Origin of the sequence: Metallibacterium scheffleri (assembly GCF_002077135.1) — a bacterium.
GTDB classification, from domain to species: domain Bacteria; phylum Pseudomonadota; class Gammaproteobacteria; order Xanthomonadales; family Rhodanobacteraceae; genus Metallibacterium; species Metallibacterium scheffleri.
In genome coordinates this window covers 978,542-997,774 of the sequence record NZ_LDOS01000001.1, presented here as the reverse complement: position 1 = coordinate 997,774, position 19,233 = coordinate 978,542, and the positions used below count along the sequence as shown (strand labels likewise).

Below are 19,233 nucleotides of genomic sequence, written 5' to 3'. Positions count from 1 at the left end.
TGCTCGCTTACTTGATCTTGCCTTCCTTGTAGATCACGTGCTTGCGAACGACGGGGTCGTACTTTTTGACTTCCATCTTGTCCGGCGTGGTCTTCTTGTTCTTGTCCGTGGTGTAGAAGTGGCCGGTGCCGGCCGAGGACGTCAGACGGATCTTGTCGCGCTTGGATGCCATGGCTGCATGCTCCTCAGATTTTCTCGCCGCGCGCGCGCAGCTCGGCAATCACGGTTTCGATGCCCTTCTTGTCGATGGTACGCAGGGCGTGGCTGGATACGCGCAACTTGATCCAGCGGTTCTCACTGGGCACCCAGAAACGGCGCTCGTGCAGATTGGGCAACCAGCGGCGACGGGTTTTGTTGTTGGCGTGCGAGACGTTATTGCCGACCTGCACACCCTTGCCTGTGACTTGGCAGACGCGGGACATCGGAACCTCCGGTGATGACATGAACGCCGCCCTTGGCCAGAGCGGCAGCGGCCGGCGACCCAAGCGGGCCACGCGATGCCGACAATGTGCCGCAAGCCCGTGCATCGCGTCGCGCGGGCGACCCGGGCAAGTGCACGAGTCGGCGTAATACAGCCGCATAGCTTAGCCAGTTTGCCGGCGCGCAGGCAACAGGCGCTCGCGCACAGGTGCAGTACGGGCGCTGCTGTGGGATGATTTCCGGCCTTTGTTCCCACACATCCCTTCAAGCATACGGAGTCCAACCCATGGCAGAGACCCTCACCAACGGCCAAGCAGAGCAGCCGCAACTTTCACTGCAGAAACTCTACGTGCGCGATGTGTCCTTCGAGGCACCCAATGCGCCGCAGGTGTTCCAGGACATGGGCCGCAGCGAGGCGCAGCCGCAGATCCAGCTTAATCTCAACCAGAAGGCCACCGAGTTGGGTGAAGGCGCGTATGAGGTGGTGCTGACGCTGACCCTGACCTGCACCATGGACGAGCGCACCGTGTATCTGGCCGAAGTGCAGCAGGCCGGCATTTTCGGCATCACCGGCTTCGATGATGCCAACCGCGAGGCCATCCTGGGCGCCTACTGCCCCAACGTGCTGTTTCCCTATGCACGCCAGGTGATCTCCGAACTGATCCAGAACGGCGGCTTCCCGCCCTTCTTCCTGCAACCGGTCAATTTCGACGCGCTGTATGCCGAGCAGCAGCGCCGCCAGGCGATGCCGGAAGCGCCAGCCGCGCACGTCTGAGGCAATGAGCGATACCACGCGCGTCGCGGTTCTGGGCGCCGGTTCCTGGGGCACCGCGCTGGCCGCGGTGCTGGCGCGACATGGCAGCGACACCTGCCTGTGGGGACGCGATGCGGCGCAAATGACGGCGCTGGCCGCAGCGCATCGCAACCTGCGCTATCTGCCGGAGCTGGAACTCCCGGACACGCTGGCGTTCACGCATGATTTGTCGCGCGCGCTGGCCAATGTCGACGTGGTGCTGATCGTGGTGCCCAGCCACGCTTTCGCCACGCTGCTGCTGCAGATCGAACCCCTGCTGCCGGCGCAGGCCGCGATCGCCTGGGCGACCAAGGGTTTCGAGCCCGGTACCGGACGCTTTCTGCATGAGTTGGTCGGTGCGCGTTATCCCGGGCGACCGGCCGCAGTGGTCACCGGGCCGTCATTCGCGCGCGAAGTGGCGCAGGGCCTGCCCACGGCGCTGACCGTGCATGCGCTCGACGCCACGTTCGCGCAGCAGCTTGCCGCGCTGCTGCACGGCCCGGCATTGCGCGCCTACTCCGGCACCGATGTGCTGGGGGCGGAGCTGGGCGGCGCCATGAAAAACGTGCTGGCCGTGGCCACCGGTGCCGCCGACGGCATGCAGCTGGGCCTGAATGCACGCGCCGGATTGATCACCCGCGGCATGAACGAAATGCTGCGTCTGGGCGTAGCCCTGGGCGCGCATGCGGAAACGCTGATGGGTCTGGCCGGGCTCGGCGATCTGGTGCTGACCTGCACCGGCGACTTGTCACGCAACCGCCGTCTTGGCATGGCCTTGGGCCGCGGCGTGCCGCTGGCGCAGGCATTGGCCGAAATCGGCCAGGTCGTCGAAAGCGTGCTCAGCGCAGAAGAGGTTGTGCGCCTGGCCGAGCGCCTCGATCTGGACCTGCCGATCAGCTTCCATGTGCGCGCCGTATTGCGCGGTGAAATGACGCCCAGCGAAGGCCTGCGCGCGCTGTTGGCGCGCGAACAGAAGCCCGAATACCCGTCCGGGCTGTTCGAGTCACGCTGAATCGGTTCAATGCCACTCCCTTGCATATCGTGGACCGGTCGCAGTCATGGCCGCAGCCGTCGTCCACGGTGCTAAGCTCGAAAGGTTTGGCGCCCGCCGGGCGCCTGGAACGAGACTGTGGGGAGCACGCCTTCGCGCATCCGCCCGCCGGCCGCCGAGCCGCAACTGATCAGCCTGCCCGCCGCATGGCGGCGGCTGTTTCTCCGCCCTGCGCCGACGCCAGACGCGGCCGGCGTGCTGGGCTTCCTGCTTGAATTGACCGCCCCTGACGGCCAGGCCGCGGCCGAACTGGACGTGGCCCCGGTCCTGTTGACCGCGCTCGGCAACAGCCGTTATGCACGGCCGTTGCCGCTGGATGCCAAGCGCCTTGGACAAGGCGGCTTGAGTCTGCCGCAACAACGTTTGGCATCGAGCCTGCTGGGGCTGCCACAAGTGCCGCGCAAGGGCCGCAGCTATGCGCGTCTCGCCGGTGCACTCGGCGACCTGCTCCTGAACGAAATGCTCGATAGCGCCCCTTGCCTGTTCGGCGGCGTCGCCGGCCTGCACATGCAGCGCGGCACCGGCAAGCCGCTGCGCTGGCACTGGCAACTCGAAGCCGACGGGCGCCAGCGTCTGTTGCCAACACTGCACCCCGGCCAGCGCCTGCTGCGCATTGGCGCGTTATGGGTGCTGGATGCCGAGCATGCCAACCTGTGCCCATTCGAAGGCGAGGCCGATGCCGCGGCGCTGCTCGACGCACCACCGTTGCCACCTGAATCCAGTGCCGCCCTGGCCACGCTGTTGCCGGGCACACGCTGGGCCGGACGTATCCCGGCACCCCAACAATTCGCCGCGGTCGCGCGCGCCGAACTCAGTCCCAAACCGGTGCTCACCCTGCACGCGCTCACCCGCCACGCACGCCTCGCCGCCGGCGCACCGCCGCCGGCCTATGCGCGATTGAGCTTCGAATACGGCGGCGAACGCCTGCCCGGACGCGGCGGCGAGGGCCTGGTACGGCGCGTGCGCGAGGGCAGACTGGTCGAGATCGCACGCAAGCGCGCCGATGAGCTGGCCGCGATGGAACGTCTCGAGGCCGCCGGCCTGACCCCGGCGGTGGACACCGAGGGCTTGCCCTGGGATCTGGCCGACACGCTGCCCGAGGACGCATGGATGTTCCCCGGCGCCGGCCACACCGGCGCACTGGAGGTCAATACGCCGGCGCGCTGGCTGGCCTTGCGCGCGCGTCTCGAAGCCGAAGGCATGCAGTTCGATTACGCGCCCAGTTTCCCGTTCGAGGTGCTGGATGGTGCCCCGCAATGGTACGGCGTGGCCACGCCCAGCGCCGATCAGCAGCAGTTCGCGCTGGAGGTGGGACTGGAACTCGACGGTCGTCGCATCAACCTGCTGCCGGCGGTGGCACAGGCGTTGGCCGAGCGCCAGATCAGCCTTTCCCCAAGCGCGCACGAATCCGAGGACGCGGTGTGGTACGCACCACTCGATGCGCGGCGCCGCATTCCGGTGCGCCTGTCCGCGCTGCGCGCGCTGCTGGCGCCGCTGGCCGAATATCTGGATCGTCCACGCGCGCAGTTGCTGCTGCCGCGCGTGCAGGCCGGGCGCCTGGCCGAACTGCGCAACGCGCTGCCGGCCGAGCGTCCGCTGGAAGCGCCGGCCGAGCTGGCCGACTTCACCCAGCGCCTGCTGCGCACTGCCGCCGCCGCCAGCGACGCACCACCCGCGGCGCTGCGCGCCGAACTGCGTTCCTACCAGCGCGAAGGTCTGCGCTGGTTGAATGCGCTGGCCGAGGCCGGCCTGGGCGGCGTACTGGCCGACGACATGGGTCTGGGCAAGACCGTGCAGTTGCTCGCGCATCTGCTCACGCTGAAAGCGCAAGGCAAGCTGCCGGCGCCCGCGCTGCTGGTGGTGCCGACCAGCCTGATCCCCAACTGGGAACAGGAAAGCGCGCGCTTCGCCCCGGATCTGCGCCTGCTCACCCTGCACGGCGCGCAGCGCAGCGAGCACTTCGCACGCATCGCGCAACACGATGTGGTGCTGACCAGTTATGCGCTGCTGCCGCGCGATGTCGCCGCGCTGCGCCGTGAACCGTTCGCGCTGGCGGTGCTGGACGAAGCGCAGCAGGTCAAGAACCCGCGCACGCGCGCGCGCCGTGCATTGCAGGAGCTGGCGCCACCGCGCGTGCTGGCGCTGACCGGCACGCCGCTGGAGAACCATCTTGGCGAGCTGTGGGCACAACTCGATCTGACCGTGCCCGGCCTGCTCGGCGACGAACACGGCTTCCGCAGGCACTACCGCCAGCCGATCGAGAAACAAGGCGATGCCGAGGCGCAGGCACGACTCAACCAGCGCATCGCGCCGTTCATCCTGCGCCGTACCAAGGCGCAGGTCGCCACCGAACTGCCGCCGAAAACCGAGATCACGCGCAACGTGCGCCTGGAAGGCCGCCAGCGCGAACTGTACGAGGGACTGCGCCTGACCCTCACCGAGGAATTGCGCCAGGTGATCGTGCAGCGCGGCATCGAGCACAGCGGCATCATCGTGCTGGATGCGCTGCTGAAGCTGCGCCAGGTGTGCTGCGATCCGCGCCTGGTCAAGCTCGAAGCGGCGCGTGGCGTGCACGAATCGGCCAAGCTCGAATTGCTCATGGAAATGCTGCCGGCCCTGGTCGACGAAGGTCGCAGCGTGCTGCTGTTCAGCCAGTTCACCAGCATGCTGGCGCTGATCGCGCGCGAGCTGGAACGCCTGCGCATCCCCTATCTCTTGCTCACCGGTGACACGCGCGATCGCGCCACGCCGGTGCGCCGTTTCCAGGCTGGCGAGGTGCCGCTGTTCCTGTTGTCGCTCAAGGCCGGCGGCGTCGGCCTCAACCTCACCGCCGCCGATACCGTGATCCACTACGACCCGTGGTGGAACCCCGCCGCCGAAGCACAGGCGGTCGACCGCGCGCATCGCATCGGCCAGGACAAACCCGTGTTCGTGTATCGACTGGTCGCCGCCGGCACCGTCGAGGAGCGCATCGAGGCACTGAAACAGCGCAAGGCGGCGCTGGTCGAGGCGGTTCTCGACGGCGGTGGCAGCCGTGAACGGCTGAGCTTCGATCAGGATGATCTGGATCTGCTGCTGGCACCCTGCGCCAGCGAGTGATCGGATGCCGCGCTGCTGTTGCGTGCGCGTGCACAGTGCGTGCGCCGCGGCGCACTTGGCGACCGGCGCGAACACACGCATATCGCTCGCAGTGGCGCAGCGCGCCTTGAGGAATCACCGCCATGAGCACTCGCAACCTGATTCGCCGCATCCCCGGCTTGCCCACCAGCGACGGCGCTGGGGTCAAACTCACGCGCCTGATCGGCCAACCCGCGCTGGACATGCTGGATCCGTTCCTGTTGCTCGATGCCTTCGGATCGGAGCGCGGCACGGATTACATCGCCGGCTTTCCCGAACACCCGCATCGCGGCTTCGAAACCGTCACCTACATGCTGGCCGGGCGCATGCGCCATCGCGACAACCACGGCAACAGTGGCCTGCTGGTCGCCGGCGGCGCGCAGTGGATGACCGCGGGCGCGGGCCTGATCCACTCCGAGATGCCCGAACAGAGCGACGGCGAGATGCGCGGCTTCCAGCTGTGGGTGAACCTGCCGGCCACGCACAAGATGATCGCGCCGCGCTATCAGGACATCGCACCGGAACAGATCCCCGTGCTCACCCCGCTGCCTGGTGCCAGCGTGCGCGTCATCGCCGGTGACGCATTCGGCACGCAAGGACCCGTGCAGGGCATCGTCACGCAGCCGCTGTTCGTGGACATCACACTGGCCGCTGGCGCCGCGCTGACACTGCCGCTGGAGGCCGCGCACAGCGCGTTCGCATATGTATTCGAGGGCGCCGGCGTGCATTTCGGCGACACGTGGCTGCCGACGCAGGAACTCGGCGTGCTCGGAGCGGGCGCGCAAGTGAAACTGCGTTCCGCAGATGCGCCCAGTCGGCTGATTCTGGTCGCCGCCGCGCCGCTGCACGAACCGGTGGCACGCTACGGCCCGTTCGTGATGAACACGCGCGCGCAGATCGAACAGGCGATCGCGGATTTCCGCAACGGCCGCATGTGAGTTGCCGCGCCGCGGAGCGCCTCAGTGCAGCCAGCGCCCGCCGCGGCGGCCGGGCGGCACGCGAAATTCGATGCTGGATGCGCTGCCGGTAGCGGCCTGTTCGCGCGTGGTCGGCGGATGCACGCGCCAGTATTCGGCCAGTGCCCCGACCGTCTCGGGCAATTGCGCGAGATAACTGTCGTACTCGGTGTCATCCAGCGCCGCGACGCTGTCGTCGGTTTCCAGTGCACCGGATTCGATCGCCAGCACCACCACGGGATTCAGCAGGCGCATCAACTCTGCGTCCTGCTCCAAGCGCAGCTCCCAGAGCTCGGCGCGCAGGTTGATGCCTTGCGCGAAACCATGGCACCAGCCGGCGGCGCTGAGCGCGCTGTCGCCCGCGTCGGTATCGACCTCGCCGAGGATCGGCTCGTAGCGCTCGTGCTCGATCTCCAGCGGAATCGAATCGCTGAGCCGCGCCAGCAGGCTGAGGATGCGGCTGCCCTCGGCGGCATCGGCGAACGGCTCGCGCAGCACCTCCGGCAGCCATTCGTCGGGTCGCGCCCGTTCCGGCCCGATCAGCAACGCGGTGAGCAGGCCATGCACGCCATCCAGCAACGGGCCGTCATCGCTGTTATGACGGCGCAGGAACAGATCCAGCTCGTCGAGCTCGGCATCGGTCAGGGACAGGGCAAGGTCGTCGTTCATGCCAGTTCCAGCAGCACGGGTGTGTGATCCGAAGGCCGTTCCCAGGTGCGCGGGATGCGGTCGATCGCGGCGGCACGCAAGCGCGCATGCAAGGCGCGGCTACTGAGGATCAAGTCGATGCGCAAGCCCAGATCGCGCCGAAAACCACCCTGGCGATAGTCCCACCAACTGTACTGGCCGGACTCGTCGTGCAGCGCGCGGAAACTGTCCTCCAGTCCCAGATCAAGCAGGCCCTGCAAGGCCGCGCGTTCGGGCGCGCTGCACAGGATCTGGTCGCGCCAGACCTCGGGATCGTGCACGTCGCGATCATCCGGCGCGATGTTGAAATCGCCCAGCACCACCAGCTGCAGATGCCGGGCCAATTCGGTTTCGAGAAACGCGCGCACGGCGGCCAGCCAACGCAATTTGTAGGCGTACTTGTCGCTGTCCACGGACTGGCCATTGACCACGTAAAGATTCACCACGCGCAGGCCATCGATGTCGGCGGCGAGAAAACGCCGCTGCGGATCTTCCAGCCCTGGCAGCTCACGCAGCACCTGCTGCGGCGGCGTGCGCGCCAGCAGCGCCACGCCGTTGTAGGTTTTCTGCCCGCTGTACACGGCGTGATAGCCGGCCGCCGCGAACTCGGCCGCGGGAAAGCGCGCATCCTCGAGCTTGGTTTCCTGCAGCGCCAGCAGATCCGGGCGCTCATTCTCGAGCCACCGCAGCACCTGCGACAAACGCACAGTCAGCGAATTGACATTCCATGAGGCCAGCTTCATGCCTGCATTTTAGACGCGCGCACGGCCAGGCGCGCGCGGCAAGCCGGCCGGACCTTGCTGCATCGTAATAAAAAAGTGCCTCCGGCAGATCGCGTTTGTCATGCACCGGCACACCTGCGGGGTTAACGTTGCACAACTGTCCGAGGCCGCAACCATGTCCCGCAAACCCATCGCACTGAGTGCAGTCAGCTTGCTGTTGCTCGCCCACGCCGCCGCCGCCGCACCCGCGCAATCGCCGACGGCGGAACTACCCAGCGGGCGCCTGTTGACGCCGGTGGGCGTGCTGGCACGCACGCCCAATTTTCCCACCCAGGTGGTGGCGCATGGCGGTCACGTGGCGGTGCTCGATGGCGGCGCCAACAAGCTGCAAAGCCTGCGCTTGTATGCCAGCGACGACCTGCAGCTGCTGGGCGTGGCGAACACGCTGCTCGGCCCGGCGCACCCGGCGCCAGCACCCGGCGCAGTGGCACCCGCGGCCGTGACGCCCGGCGCCAACGTCGCGCAGGGCAACACAAGCGAGCTGCCGGCACGGGTCAGTGCTGCGATCCCGAATCAAAGCCTGTTCCAGGGCTTGAGCGCCGGCCGCGCCGGGATGCTCTACGCCACCGGTGGCGCCAGTGATGATCTGCTGGCGTTCACCACGCATGGTGGCACGCTGGCCCTGCAGCGGCGCTATGCGCTGCGCTGGCAGGCATTTCCGCGGCGCCAGTATCCGTACCAGTACGCCGGCAACTGGCAGCAGGCGCGACTTTTTTACCCGGACAGCGTGGTGACCGGGCCTGCCGGCAAGCACGCCTATGTCACTGGCCTGCTGGCCAACAGCCTGGCGCGGGTGGACTTGGCCTCTGGCGCGACGCGCTATCTCAATGTCGGCAGCTATCCGTTCGCGGTGGTGCTGGCCGATGGTGGCAAGCGCCTGGTGGTCAGCGACTGGGGCGGCAATGGCGTGACCGTGGTCGATCGCGCGGCGTGGAAGGTGCTGGGCGAGGTGCCGACCGGGCCGGTGCTGGGCGCACGCAGCTTTGCCGCAGGCGCGCATCCGACCGCGCTGGCCGCGCAGCCCGGTACGCCGCTGGTGTGGGTGGCCGATGCCAATCTCGATCGCATCGTCGCGGTGGACACGCAAACCCTGAAGGTCATGCGCGTGCTCGATGACGCGCCGTATCCCGATGCCCCGCCCGGCGCGTATCCCGATGCGCTGGCGATCGCGCACGGACAGCTGTTCGTGGCCAACGCCGGCAATGATGACGTGGCGGTATTCGATCTCGCCAGCGGCGCGCGCACGGCGCTGATCCCCACCGGCTGGTACCCCACCGCGCTCAGCGTGCGCGGCGACGCCTTGTATGTGGTCAGCGCCAAGGGCATGGGCAGCGGCCCCAACCTCAAGCACCAGTGGGTGGGCGATTTCATGCACGGCCTGCTGCAGCGCGTGGACCTGCGCGAGTTGCCCGCGCATGCCAGCCAGTGGACCGCGCAGGCGCTGCACGATGACGGTTTCAGCACGACGCAGCGCAGCGCGCTGACCGCGACCAATGCCCAGGCGCAAGACTGGCTGCACGCGCACATCCGGCACGTGGTGTTCATCCTGCGCGAAAACAAAACCTTCGACGAGAATTTCGGTGACTATCCCGCCGCCGGTCACTGGGCCGATCCCGCGCTGGATTTGTACGGTCCGCGCCAGTTGCCCAATCTGTACGCGATGGCCGCGCGCGGCGCGCTGTTCGTGAATTTCTACGCCGACGGCGAGGTGACCTCGCAGGGCCACCAGTGGACCACCGCCGGTTCCGACTCGGATTTCCTGCAGCGCACCTGGTCGCTGTACTACTCGGCGCGCGGCTATATCCCCAACTCGGGCTGGACGCAGGACCTGGTGCCCGATGAGCCCGCCGCGCGCAACCCCTACGCGATCTATACCAACCTCGGCGCGCTCGGCCACTGGAGCAATCCGTGGATCACCTACCCGGCGCGCCTGTTCCTGTTCAACGACCTGCTCGCGCATCGCGTCAGCTTCGAGGACTTCGGCGAATTCGCCGCGCGCAACAAGATCGGCAACATCTCGCCGGCGCTGCGCGCGCATCTGGCGATGAACTACCCGGCCTGGGACCGGCTGGTGCTGGACACCACGCGCGCGGCCATTGCCGACCGCTGGATTCGCGCGCACGCGCAACACCTGCCGCGGGTGATCTACATCTGGTTGCCGGATGACCACACCGCCGGCCGCGCCGCGTGCATGGCCAGTCCGGACAGCTATGTCGCCAACAATGACTACGCCACCGCCGAGGTGATCCACACGCTGTCCACCTTGCCCAGCTGGAAGCACACCCTGGTGCTGCTCACCGAGGACGACGCGCAATCCGGTGCCGACCACATCAGCGCGCACCGCACCTTCGCCGTGGCGCTCGGACCGTGGGTCAAATCCGGCACGCTGGACACGCAGCATCTCTCGCAGGTGGATTTCCTGCGCACGATCGAAGCCGTGGCCGCTATCCAGCCGATGTCGCAATGGGACGCCAACGCGCATGTGCTCGCTGGCATCTGGCGCAGCACGCCGGACCTCGCGCCTGCGCCGGTGCTGCCGATGCAGACCGCGATGACACGCAATCCCGGTCGCTGCGGCGCCGATTCACCGTTCAAATCATGGCCGCTCAACCACGTGCCCGGCGGCGACCACATCGCCTGGAACGATCTCCCCGCCGCGCGCAGCTACACGCCGACCGCGCTGCTGAAAATCGCCGGTCCCGAGCAGATGCGTCAGGAGTGGCTGGCCAGCAAGGGGCCGACCGCGTATGCCGCGCTGCTGGCGCGCCTGCACGCCATGGCCGCGCAGCAGAAGCGTCCGCTGCAAAGCCTGATCGCCGGCGACGGCGGCGACTGACCGATCGCCCGCCGCGGCACGCGCGCAGTTTCAGACCACCGTCTCGCCGCTGGCTTTTTCCAGACTCACGCGGCGCGTCTCCGGAATGCCAACCAGGGTCAGCGCCGCGCCAATCAGCGCGGTACCCGCCAGAAAAGCCACGGCGAAGCTTTGCCCGTAATCCTGGAACAGGCGCGGAAACACGAAAACGCCCAGCGCCGCGCCGAGGCGTCCTGCGGCCACGCTCAAGCCCTGCACCAGGCCGCGCACGCGCGTCGCGGCCATCTCCACACCGAGCATGCCGGCGCCGCTGATTGATCCCGGCCCGGCCTGGTTGAAGAAGAAAAACAGACCGTACAACGTGATGCCCCACAGCGGCGCGCTGCTGCCGGGGTGATAGGAGTACGCATACAAGCCGAGCATCGCACCCATCAGCACGAAGCCCCAGGCCTGCAATGGCTTGCGTCCCCAGCGGTCGATCAGCAACACGGCCACGATGCTGCCGCAGACGCTGAAAATCGCCGAGTTGACCAGCTGGAATTCGGCCGGGGTCAAGCCCACGCTCTTGCCCAGCAGGCTGGGACCGAACAGGCCACCGGCATAGATGACGATGTCGTACACGAACCACAGCAGGCTGATCATGGCGAAGCGCCGCCAGTAGCGCGCGAAGTACTCGCGCATGCCGGCACTGAGGCTGCCCTCGGCCTGTGTCTGCGCGGCAACGTCGGCGCCCGCCACCTGTGCCACCACCGCCTTCAGCGCCGCGCCATCGCCCTTGATGTGCGCGTAGTAGCGCGGCGTTTCCGGCAGGCGCCGGCGCAGCAGAATCACCGCGCCGGCCGGGATCACGCCCGCGCCGAGGGTGATGCGCCACTGCAGGTCCGGCGGTACGTGGAAGTATTCGAGCGCGATCTGCAGCAGCGCCGCGCTGATCGCACCCAGCACCCACATCAGCGAGAAACCCACGGTCAGCGCCTTGCCGCGGTCCTTGGCGTTGCTGTGCTCGGCCATGATCATCGGCGAGAGGACATAGTCGGCGCCGATGCCGAAACCCAGCAGCGTACGCGCGGCGATCAGCATGCCGATGCTGCCGCAGAACGCCTGCGCCAGCGCGGCGATGGCCATCAGCATCACGTCGATGCCGTAGAAGCGCTTGCGCCCGGCATTGGAGATCACCCCGAACACGATCGCGCCTGCCGCCGAGGCCAGCAGCGCGCTGGCCACCAGCAAGGACGACTGCGTGCCGGTGAGGCGATCCACGCCGAAGCTGTGCAGCACCATCGGCAACACCACGCTGATCGAGATCAGGTCGTAGCCGTCGGTGAACACGCCCATGCCGGTGGTGATGAGCGCGCGCGCGTGGAAGCGCGAGAAGCGCTGCTGGTCGAGCACATCCAGCGCGCTCGGGTTGGGTGTGGACATGCAGGCAGTCCTCATGCGGGTGCGGCAACGGGTTGGCGGGATCCGCCGGCCAGCACGAACCGCTGCAAGAGCGAACGGCCGACACGATGCGACGGTTGTTTCATGACACCGGCCATCCATTTCCGGCGCAGGCGATTACAGCACGAAGCGCCACGCTTGCCGCGTCGCGCCGGCGCATACCGGCACGACGCAGCTGCCGCCATCAGAAATCGATCGTGGCCGAACCGAAGTAGGCGCGCGGCTCCTCGTAGATGGCGCGCACGAACGGCGTTCCGGAATAGGTCGTGTCGCCGTAGCCGAACGTGTAGTAGTGCCGGTCCAGCACGTTGTCGACGTGCAGCGCCAGCTTCACGTCCTTCAGCATGCCCTGGCCGATGTGCAACGTGTCGCGCAGGGTGAAATTCATCACCGCGTAGCTGGGGATGGTCTCGGCCGTGGGTATGCCGGCGTTGTATTCGTTGACGTACTGCGAGCCGGCGTAATGCTCATTGACACTGGCGCGCCAGGTCTTCCACTTCCAGCCGATGCCGAGGTTGGCGAGGTGCTGCGGAACGCCGGCCAGCGGTTGGCCCGCGACGACGCTCTGGCCCGCGATCGCGGCCGTACCAGCGGCGCCGGCGACGGTGAAGTCGGAGGTGAAGAAGGCCTTGTTCTGCGAGATGTTGCCGAACACGCTGAAGGCGCCCAGCGGCGTGTCCATGCTGTCCTGCAGATCCAGCTCGATGCCCTCGTAACGTGAGGACCCGCCATTGGAGGTGGTGGTGACCTGGGTGGTGGGATCGGTCACCGAGATGAAGGTATTGGCGAAGTTCTCGCGGTAGACGTTGAACGCACCCTCGAATCCATGCGCCTCGTAGCGCACACCCGCCTCCAGATCACGCACGTACTCGGGCGTCACATGCAGCGGTTCCACGATGGGCTGTCCCGCGCCATTGGTCAGGCCGACGTTGTCGTAGAACGCCGCGATGCCGGGGAATTTGGCGGTCTTGCCCCAGGCGGCATACAGGCTGACGTGGCGTACCGGGCGCCAGTTGATGCCCAGGGTCGGCGAGGTGTAATGCTCCGAGTCCGACACGGTGCCGCTGATCGGGTAGAAGAATCCGACATTGTCGAAATCAGCCGTGCGCTCGTACATGTACTTCAACCCCGGCGTCACATGCACCGCGCCGCCGAACAGGCGGATGGTATCCTGGGCAAAGACCGAGCCCAGGCTGCGCTCGTCGTGCTCGTCCCAGGCGTTGTTGTAACCCGTAACCAGCGGCATCGGATTGGCGCCGTACCAGTACTCGGCCGAGTGCAGCTTGGTGTGCGACCAGTCGGCGCCAAATTTGACCTGGTTGTCGGGAAGATTCAGGGTGAAATGCGGCATGAACCCGTATTGCTGGGTGCTGTACAGGTAGGTGTGGTAGGCATTGCCGGCCAGATCGCTGCCGAAGGCCGCGGCCGGGTCATAGCTGGGATTGGGCAGCCAGAATGAAGAATTGCCCGGTGTGTTCGGTATGAAGTAGGGCTGCGTCGCGCTTTGGATGAAGTTCGGATTGGCGTAGGAGACGCGGTTGTAGTCGACATTGCGCGCATACACGCGGGCGTTGAACGACAGCAGGTGATTGACACGCATGCGGTCACCCAGGATATAGGTGCCGCCGTGGTCCTTGTTGTAGCTGTTGGTCCAGTCCAGCGGCCAGCCGTAGTTGTAGCCGTACTGCTGGATCAGTGGCAGCGGGATGGTATGCGGGGTGAAGCCCTTGTTCTGGTTGTAGATGGCGTAGGCGTAAACCTCGCCATCACCCTCGTCATAGGGCAACACGCCGGCGTAATAGAGATTGGTATTGCGGTTGCCGGAATTCGCCTGCCAGCCACTGCTGCTGTTGTGGTCGATGCTGAACAGGCTGCGCACGCCGCCGATGTCGCCGGTATTGGCGGTGAGTCCGTAGAACCAGGTGCTGAAGCTGCCACCGCCCAGGGTTGCCTGTGCGTTCGCGGTGGCGCTGGGATCGCGCGGCTCGAACGCGATCGTGCCGCCCAGCGAGTTGTACGAGGTGACCGCCGGGTTGTTGATGCCGCGGTAGATGTTGACGCTGTCGATGTCGTTCAGCGTCAACGGGATGTTGTTGCGCGTGGATGCCGAATTGGTGGTGCCGCCATTGAACGGGTCGTTGATCGGTACGCCGTCGAAGGTTTCCGAAAACTGGCCGCTGCTGAAGGCGCGGAAAGTGATGTTGGTGCGCACCCCGTTGGCCGCCGGTGTGCGCACGTTGATCGACGGCGTGCGTTCGAGCAGGCTCTGTACATCCAGCATGGGCGAGGCGAAGCGGATCGCGGAAGGGCCGATGACTGACTCGCTGAAAGCGGCGTGCATCGGGATTCGGGTCAGCGTCAACTCGCGGGCAATGACTTGGATTTTGCTCAGCTGCTCCACGTGTGTGGACTTGCCGGACTTCGTGGACGCTGGCTGGTCCGTGGCGCTGGATGACGCTGCCGTGGTCTGCGCCAGAACGACGCCCGGCATCAGGGATATCAGGCCGGTACTGGCCAGTGCGAAGAACAGGGCGGAACGCTTGTATTTATATTTGTACATGGTCGATTCCTCGGGGCTGGGACTAATGGGTTGCGACGGGTCGTTGTCAGTGCTGCTGATCGCGATGCTCGATAATGCGATGCCCATGGTGCGGACAAGCCATACTCGGTAATGCGCCAGATAATGCCGGTCGGTGTTCATTCCGTGATTGCCGATCTTGTTTGATGCGCAGGAGCGAACACGCGGCCATGCCGGGACACCCGCGGCAAAGCCACTGCGACCATGGGCATCGGCCTATTGCTGCGGTCGCAGCCCGTGCGCCGCGCTGTTTGCGGCTTGCGCCTCAGGCCATGCATGGCGCTGCGCACTGCCGGCAATACGTTCGCGGCAATCGGAGCGAGCGGTGGCAATGGGACCGGCGGCATGCGCAGACGATTCACGGGACACGCGCACTCTGACCGGACGCGATGACCGCGCAATGACAGCGCCTGGACATTACGTAAATGTAATTTATTCGTATGACCCCCGCGATCCGGAATTGCGTTTCCCGCAATTACCATTTCCAACTCTATTGTGGATCGGGAGCACAGACAACTGGATGTTGCGCCGCGCCATCCAGACCCGGTGGAGCACTGCTGCTGCCGCGCGTGGGCCGGATCGATCCCGCGCGGATGCAGCGCCCGCGGCCTCGCGCGCGCGCCGCGGTGCGACCACGACCGCCGCTCAGGCAGCCAGACCGTAACTGCGCAATAACGGCAATGGATCAGGGTCGCGGCCGCAGAACGCGCGGAAACTGTCCAGGGCCGGACGGCTGGCGCCCACGGCCAGAATCTCGCGGCGGAATGCGGCACCAGTGGTGGCGTTGAACACGCCCTCGTCCGCGAAACGCGCAAAGGCATCGGCGGCGAGCACCTCGGCCCACAGATAACCGTAGTAGCCGGCCGCGTAGCCGCCGGCGAAGATGTGCGTGAACGCCTGCGGAAAGCGCTGCCAGGCCGGCGGCAGCATCACCGCCACGCTGCGCCGCACCTCGGCCAGCAGCGCCAGCGTGCGCGGCCCCTGCGCGGGGTCGTATTCGGCGTGCAGGCGCAGGTCGTAGAGCGCGAACTCGAGCTGGCGCAGCAGGTGCAGGCCGGCATGAAAATGGCGCGCATCGAGCATGCGCTGATACAGCGCGTCCGGCAGATGCTGCTGCGTCTGGTAGTGGCGCGCGAATAAATCCAGTGCCTCGCGCTGCCAGGCGAAGTTCTCCATGAACTGGCTGGGCAACTCCACCGCATCCCATTCCACGCCATCGATGCCGCCGACGCCGGGCAGATCGACCTCGGTGAGCAGGTGGTGCAGCACGTGACCCATCTCGTGGAACAGTGTCTGCACGTCATCGTGGGTCAGCAACGCGGGTGCATCACGCCCGGGCGCGGCGAAGTTGCAGGTCAGGAACGCCACCGGCAGCTGCGCGTCCTGCGCGCTGCGCAAGCGCGACCGGCATACATCCATCCATGCGCCGCCGCGCTTGCCACGGCGCGCGTACAGGTCCAGATAGATCCCGGCGCGCAATTGGCCATCGGCATCGAACACCTCGGCGTAGCGCACATCCGGATGCCAGACCGGAGCCGCGCCGGATTCGCGCACGCGGATGCCGAACACGCGCGTGAGGATGGCGAACAGGCCATCGAGCACCTGCGGCAGCGGGAAGTAGGCCTTGATCTGCTCTTCGTCCAGTGCGTAGCGGGCCATCCGCAGTTTCTCCGAGACCCAGGCGATGTCCCATGATTCCAGATCGGGCAACGCCAGCTCGGCGGCGGCATAGGCACGCAACGCCTCGCGCTCGTCCACGCCGCGCGGACGCGCGCGCTGCACCAGGTCATCGAGAAACGCACGCACCGCGGTCACACCGGGCGCCATCTTGTCGGCCAGCGACAACGCGGCGGCGTTGGCGTAGCCAAGCAGTTGCGCGGCTTCGTGCCGCAACGCGAGGATCTGCGCGATACGTGGCGTGTTGTCATAACGCCCGGCTTGCGGACCCTGATCGGAGGCGCGTGTATTCCATGCCCAGTACACGCGTTCACGTAGCGCACGGTCCTCGGCATGGGTCAGCACCGCCTGCACTGCGGGCTGCTGCAGCGTGATCAGGAACCCGTCCAGCCCGGCCGCGCGCGCATAACCGGCCAGGACCTCGCGCGCCGAGGGCGGCAGGCCGACCAGATCGCGTTCGTCGGTGATGTGCTCGCGCCAGGCTTCGCCGGCATCCAGCACGGCTTCCTCGAAGCCGGTGCCGAGCCGGGAAAGTTCTTGCGCGATGGTGCGAAAGCGCGTGCACGCGGGTTCATCCAGCGCCACGCCGGAGAGTTTGAAATCGCGCAGCGTGTGTTCGACCAGCGCACGCTCCGCGGCGCCGAGCTGATCGAAGTCGGCGCGCTCACGCACCGCGCGCACGGCTTCGTACAGGCCACGATGCTGACCCAGCCGCGCCTGCACTTCGGTGATGCGCTGTTCGGCCTCGGCATAGGCCGCGCGCAATTCGGCGCTATCGGCAACCGCGTGCAGATGAGCCACCGGCGACCAGGTGCGCGCCAGCGCCTGCTGCAGGCGCTCCTCGGCCAGCAGCACATGGTCGAAATCGCGCGGTGTCTGCGGCGCGACGATGGCCGCGATGCCGGCCTCCAGCGCATCCAGCCGCGCCTGCACCGCGGGCAGCACGTGCGTGGGGCTGATGGCGGCGAAATCGGGCAGTAAAGCGTCATCCAGCAGCGGGTTGAGCATGCGCATTCTCCGTGGACTCCCGGCGTGGGGCTGCAGGACGCCTATTTCAAGCGCTGCGCCGCATCATGGCGACCTGTCGACGCGCGGCTAGCATGTTGTCATGGACCTCGCGCTGCGCACGGTGCTGATCGAAACCCTCGAACGCACCGCATTGTTCGGCGCGCTCGACCCCGCCACGCGCGTCGCCTTGCTGCCGTATCTGGAGCCATGCAGCCTCGCTGGCGGCGACACCCTGTTCGTCCGCGGCGCGTCCGCCGATGCCGTCTATGTGCTGCGCTCGGGCAGCCTCGGTGTATTCGGTATGGCGCAAAGCGATGGCCGCGAGCGCCTGCTCGGCGTGATTGCACCGGGAGAGACCGTCGGTGAGCTGGGCCTGCTGACCGATCAGGCGCGCGCGTATGCGGTGCGCGCGCTGCGTGACTGCACCTTGCTGCGCTTGCCGCGCGCCAGCTTCGAACGCCTGCAGGACAGCCACCCCAAGGCCTTGCTGGCGGCATCGCGGCGTGTGCTCGAACGTCTGCTGGCCAACGACATGGGCGATCCACTGGCACGGTCGCGCGGCTTCGCGCTGCTGCCGTTCGATGATGCCGTCGATGCGCGCAGCGTGGCCGAGGATCTGGCCCGCGCGCTGCGCCTGCACGGCGTCACCCTGGTGATCGATGCCGCGACCGGGCGCAACCGCGATGCCGACTGGTTCAGCGCACGCGAGCGCGAGCATGAGTTTCTGCTCTACGTCGCCAACGGCGGCGATCCGGCCTGGCGCGCGACCTGCATACGCCAATGTGACCAACTGCTCCTGGCCGCGAGCACAGCCAGCGCCCCGGCAGCGTGGCCGGATGCCGGCTGCCACTCCGGCGACGATGCCCTGCACCGGCCACGACATCTGCTGCTGCTGGGCGCCGGCGGCACGCCCACACACGGTCGGGCCACGCGCTGGCTGGCGCAATTCCACGAGGCGCCGCAGTGGCACCACCTGCGCGGCGCCAGTGACTGCGCGCGCCTGGCCCGCCTGCTGACGCGGCGCGCGCAAGGCGTGGTGTTGTCCGGCGGCGGCGCGCGCGGCTTCGCGCACATCGGCGTGATACGCGCGCTGCGCGCGCTGGGCCGGCCCATCGACAGCATCGGCGGCACCAGCATCGGCGCCATCGTCGCCGCCGGCGTGGCCTGCGAATGGGACGATGCCGAATTGCTCGCGCAGATGCGCAAGGCCTTCGTCGACGGCCATCCCTTGCGCGACATGACCGTGCCGCTGATCGCACTGACCCGTGGCGCACGCAGCACGCGCCTGCTGCGCGCGGCGTTCGGCAACCGTGCCATCGAGGATCTGGCGCTGCCGTATTACTGCGTGTCTTCCAACCTCAGCCGCGGCAGCGCCGATGTGCACACGCGCGGACCGCTGTGGCTATGGCTGCGGGCCAGCGCGGCGATCCCCGGCGTGCTGCCGCCGCTGCTGCACCGGGGCATGGTGCATGTCGATGGCGCGGTGATGAACAACCTGCCCGTCGATGTCATGCGCGACCGCGACATCGACACGGTGGTTGCGGTGGACATCAGCGGCGATGACACGCTCAGTGCCGGCTTCGACGCCATCGCCCTGCCACGCCTGCCGCGCCTGACCTGGCGCTGGCTGCGCGGTCACCGCTGGCCCAGCCTGTTCGCCATCCTGGTGCGCGCGGCGATGGTGCAAAGCGAAACCGCCAGCGCGCAGCGGCGCAGCCTGGCCACGCATCTGCTCACCCCACCGCACGCCGATATCGGCCTGCTGGATTGGCGCGGATTCACGCGCGCCGTCGAAGCCGGCTATCGCTACACCATGGAATACTTCGACAAGAGCCGATAGCGCGGAACAACATGGCCCGGAATAACCAGGCCTGCGGCGTCTTCCGCGGCCGACTCCCAGGTTTCGCCA

The 19,233-nt window shown here is 67.1% G+C and carries 13 protein-coding genes; 6 read left to right on the top strand and 7 right to left on the bottom strand.

What is annotated here, in order from left to right:
* Positions 1 to 7: 7 nt before the first annotated feature.
* On the bottom strand, positions 8 to 172 hold the full coding sequence (gene rpmG / locus Mschef_RS04405; protein WP_081126579.1) for a 50S ribosomal protein L33: 165 nt from the start codon (positions 170 to 172) through the stop codon (positions 8 to 10).
* Between the two features lie 13 nt (positions 173 to 185).
* Complete coding sequence (gene rpmB / locus Mschef_RS04400) at positions 186 to 422, bottom strand: 50S ribosomal protein L28 (RefSeq protein ID WP_081126578.1); 237 nt, start codon at positions 420 to 422, stop codon at positions 186 to 188.
* Positions 423 to 706: 284 nt separating this feature from the next.
* Between rpmB and secB the strand changes: the two genes are divergently transcribed.
* The 4 genes from secB to Mschef_RS04380 all read left to right on the top strand — a co-directional run bounded on the left by secB (position 707) and on the right by Mschef_RS04380 (position 6,319).
* A complete protein-coding gene (secB, locus tag Mschef_RS04395; protein WP_081126577.1) occupies positions 707 to 1,195 on the top strand; it encodes a protein-export chaperone SecB in 489 nt (162 codons plus the stop codon).
* 4 nt (positions 1,196 to 1,199) lie between these two features.
* On the top strand, positions 1,200 to 2,225 hold the full coding sequence (locus tag Mschef_RS04390; protein ID WP_081126576.1) for an NAD(P)H-dependent glycerol-3-phosphate dehydrogenase: 1,026 nt from the start codon (positions 1,200 to 1,202) through the stop codon (positions 2,223 to 2,225).
* A 117-nt stretch (positions 2,226 to 2,342) separates the two neighbouring features.
* Complete coding sequence (locus Mschef_RS04385; protein WP_081126575.1) at positions 2,343 to 5,363, top strand: DEAD/DEAH box helicase; 3,021 nt, start codon at positions 2,343 to 2,345, stop codon at positions 5,361 to 5,363.
* A gap of 122 nt (positions 5,364 to 5,485) precedes the next feature.
* Positions 5,486 to 6,319: a pirin family protein gene (locus Mschef_RS04380; protein ID WP_081126574.1), complete on the top strand. Its 834-nt coding sequence runs from the start codon at positions 5,486 to 5,488 to the stop codon at positions 6,317 to 6,319.
* A 21-nt stretch (positions 6,320 to 6,340) separates the two neighbouring features.
* Here the strand turns inward: Mschef_RS04380 and Mschef_RS04375 are convergent, their stop codons facing one another.
* Both Mschef_RS04375 and xth read right to left on the bottom strand, forming a co-directional pair.
* On the bottom strand, positions 6,341 to 7,006 hold the full coding sequence (locus tag Mschef_RS04375; protein WP_081126573.1) for a UPF0149 family protein: 666 nt from the start codon (positions 7,004 to 7,006) through the stop codon (positions 6,341 to 6,343).
* A complete protein-coding gene (gene xth, locus Mschef_RS04370; protein WP_081126572.1) occupies positions 7,003 to 7,767 on the bottom strand; it encodes an exodeoxyribonuclease III in 765 nt (254 codons plus the stop codon). The genes Mschef_RS04375 and xth overlap by 4 nt, the downstream gene beginning before the upstream one ends.
* Positions 7,768 to 7,921: 154 nt before the next feature.
* On the opposite strand from xth, the gene Mschef_RS04365 reads away from it, so the two are divergent.
* Positions 7,922 to 10,642: a bifunctional YncE family protein/alkaline phosphatase family protein gene (locus Mschef_RS04365; protein WP_081126571.1), complete on the top strand. Its 2,721-nt coding sequence runs from the start codon at positions 7,922 to 7,924 to the stop codon at positions 10,640 to 10,642.
* A 30-nt stretch (positions 10,643 to 10,672) separates the two neighbouring features.
* Here Mschef_RS04365 and Mschef_RS04360 read toward each other — a convergent pair whose 3' ends face one another.
* The 3 genes from Mschef_RS04360 to Mschef_RS04350 form a co-directional block, all read right to left on the bottom strand.
* Positions 10,673 to 12,043, bottom strand: a complete 1,371-nt coding sequence (locus Mschef_RS04360; protein WP_081126570.1) for an MFS transporter — start codon at positions 12,041 to 12,043, stop codon at positions 10,673 to 10,675.
* A gap of 202 nt (positions 12,044 to 12,245) precedes the next feature.
* A complete protein-coding gene (locus Mschef_RS04355) occupies positions 12,246 to 14,621 on the bottom strand; it encodes a TonB-dependent receptor (RefSeq protein WP_168708879.1) in 2,376 nt (791 codons plus the stop codon).
* Between the two features lie 663 nt (positions 14,622 to 15,284).
* Positions 15,285 to 17,330, bottom strand: coding sequence for a M3 family metallopeptidase (locus tag Mschef_RS04350; protein ID WP_081126568.1), 2,046 nt, complete (start codon positions 17,328 to 17,330; stop codon positions 15,285 to 15,287).
* 94 nt (positions 17,331 to 17,424) lie between these two features.
* Here Mschef_RS04350 and Mschef_RS04345 point away from each other — a divergent pair, with 94 nt between their 5' ends.
* On the top strand, positions 17,425 to 19,164 hold the full coding sequence (locus tag Mschef_RS04345) for a patatin-like phospholipase family protein (RefSeq protein WP_081126567.1): 1,740 nt from the start codon (positions 17,425 to 17,427) through the stop codon (positions 19,162 to 19,164).
* Positions 19,165 to 19,233 lie beyond the last annotated feature (69 nt).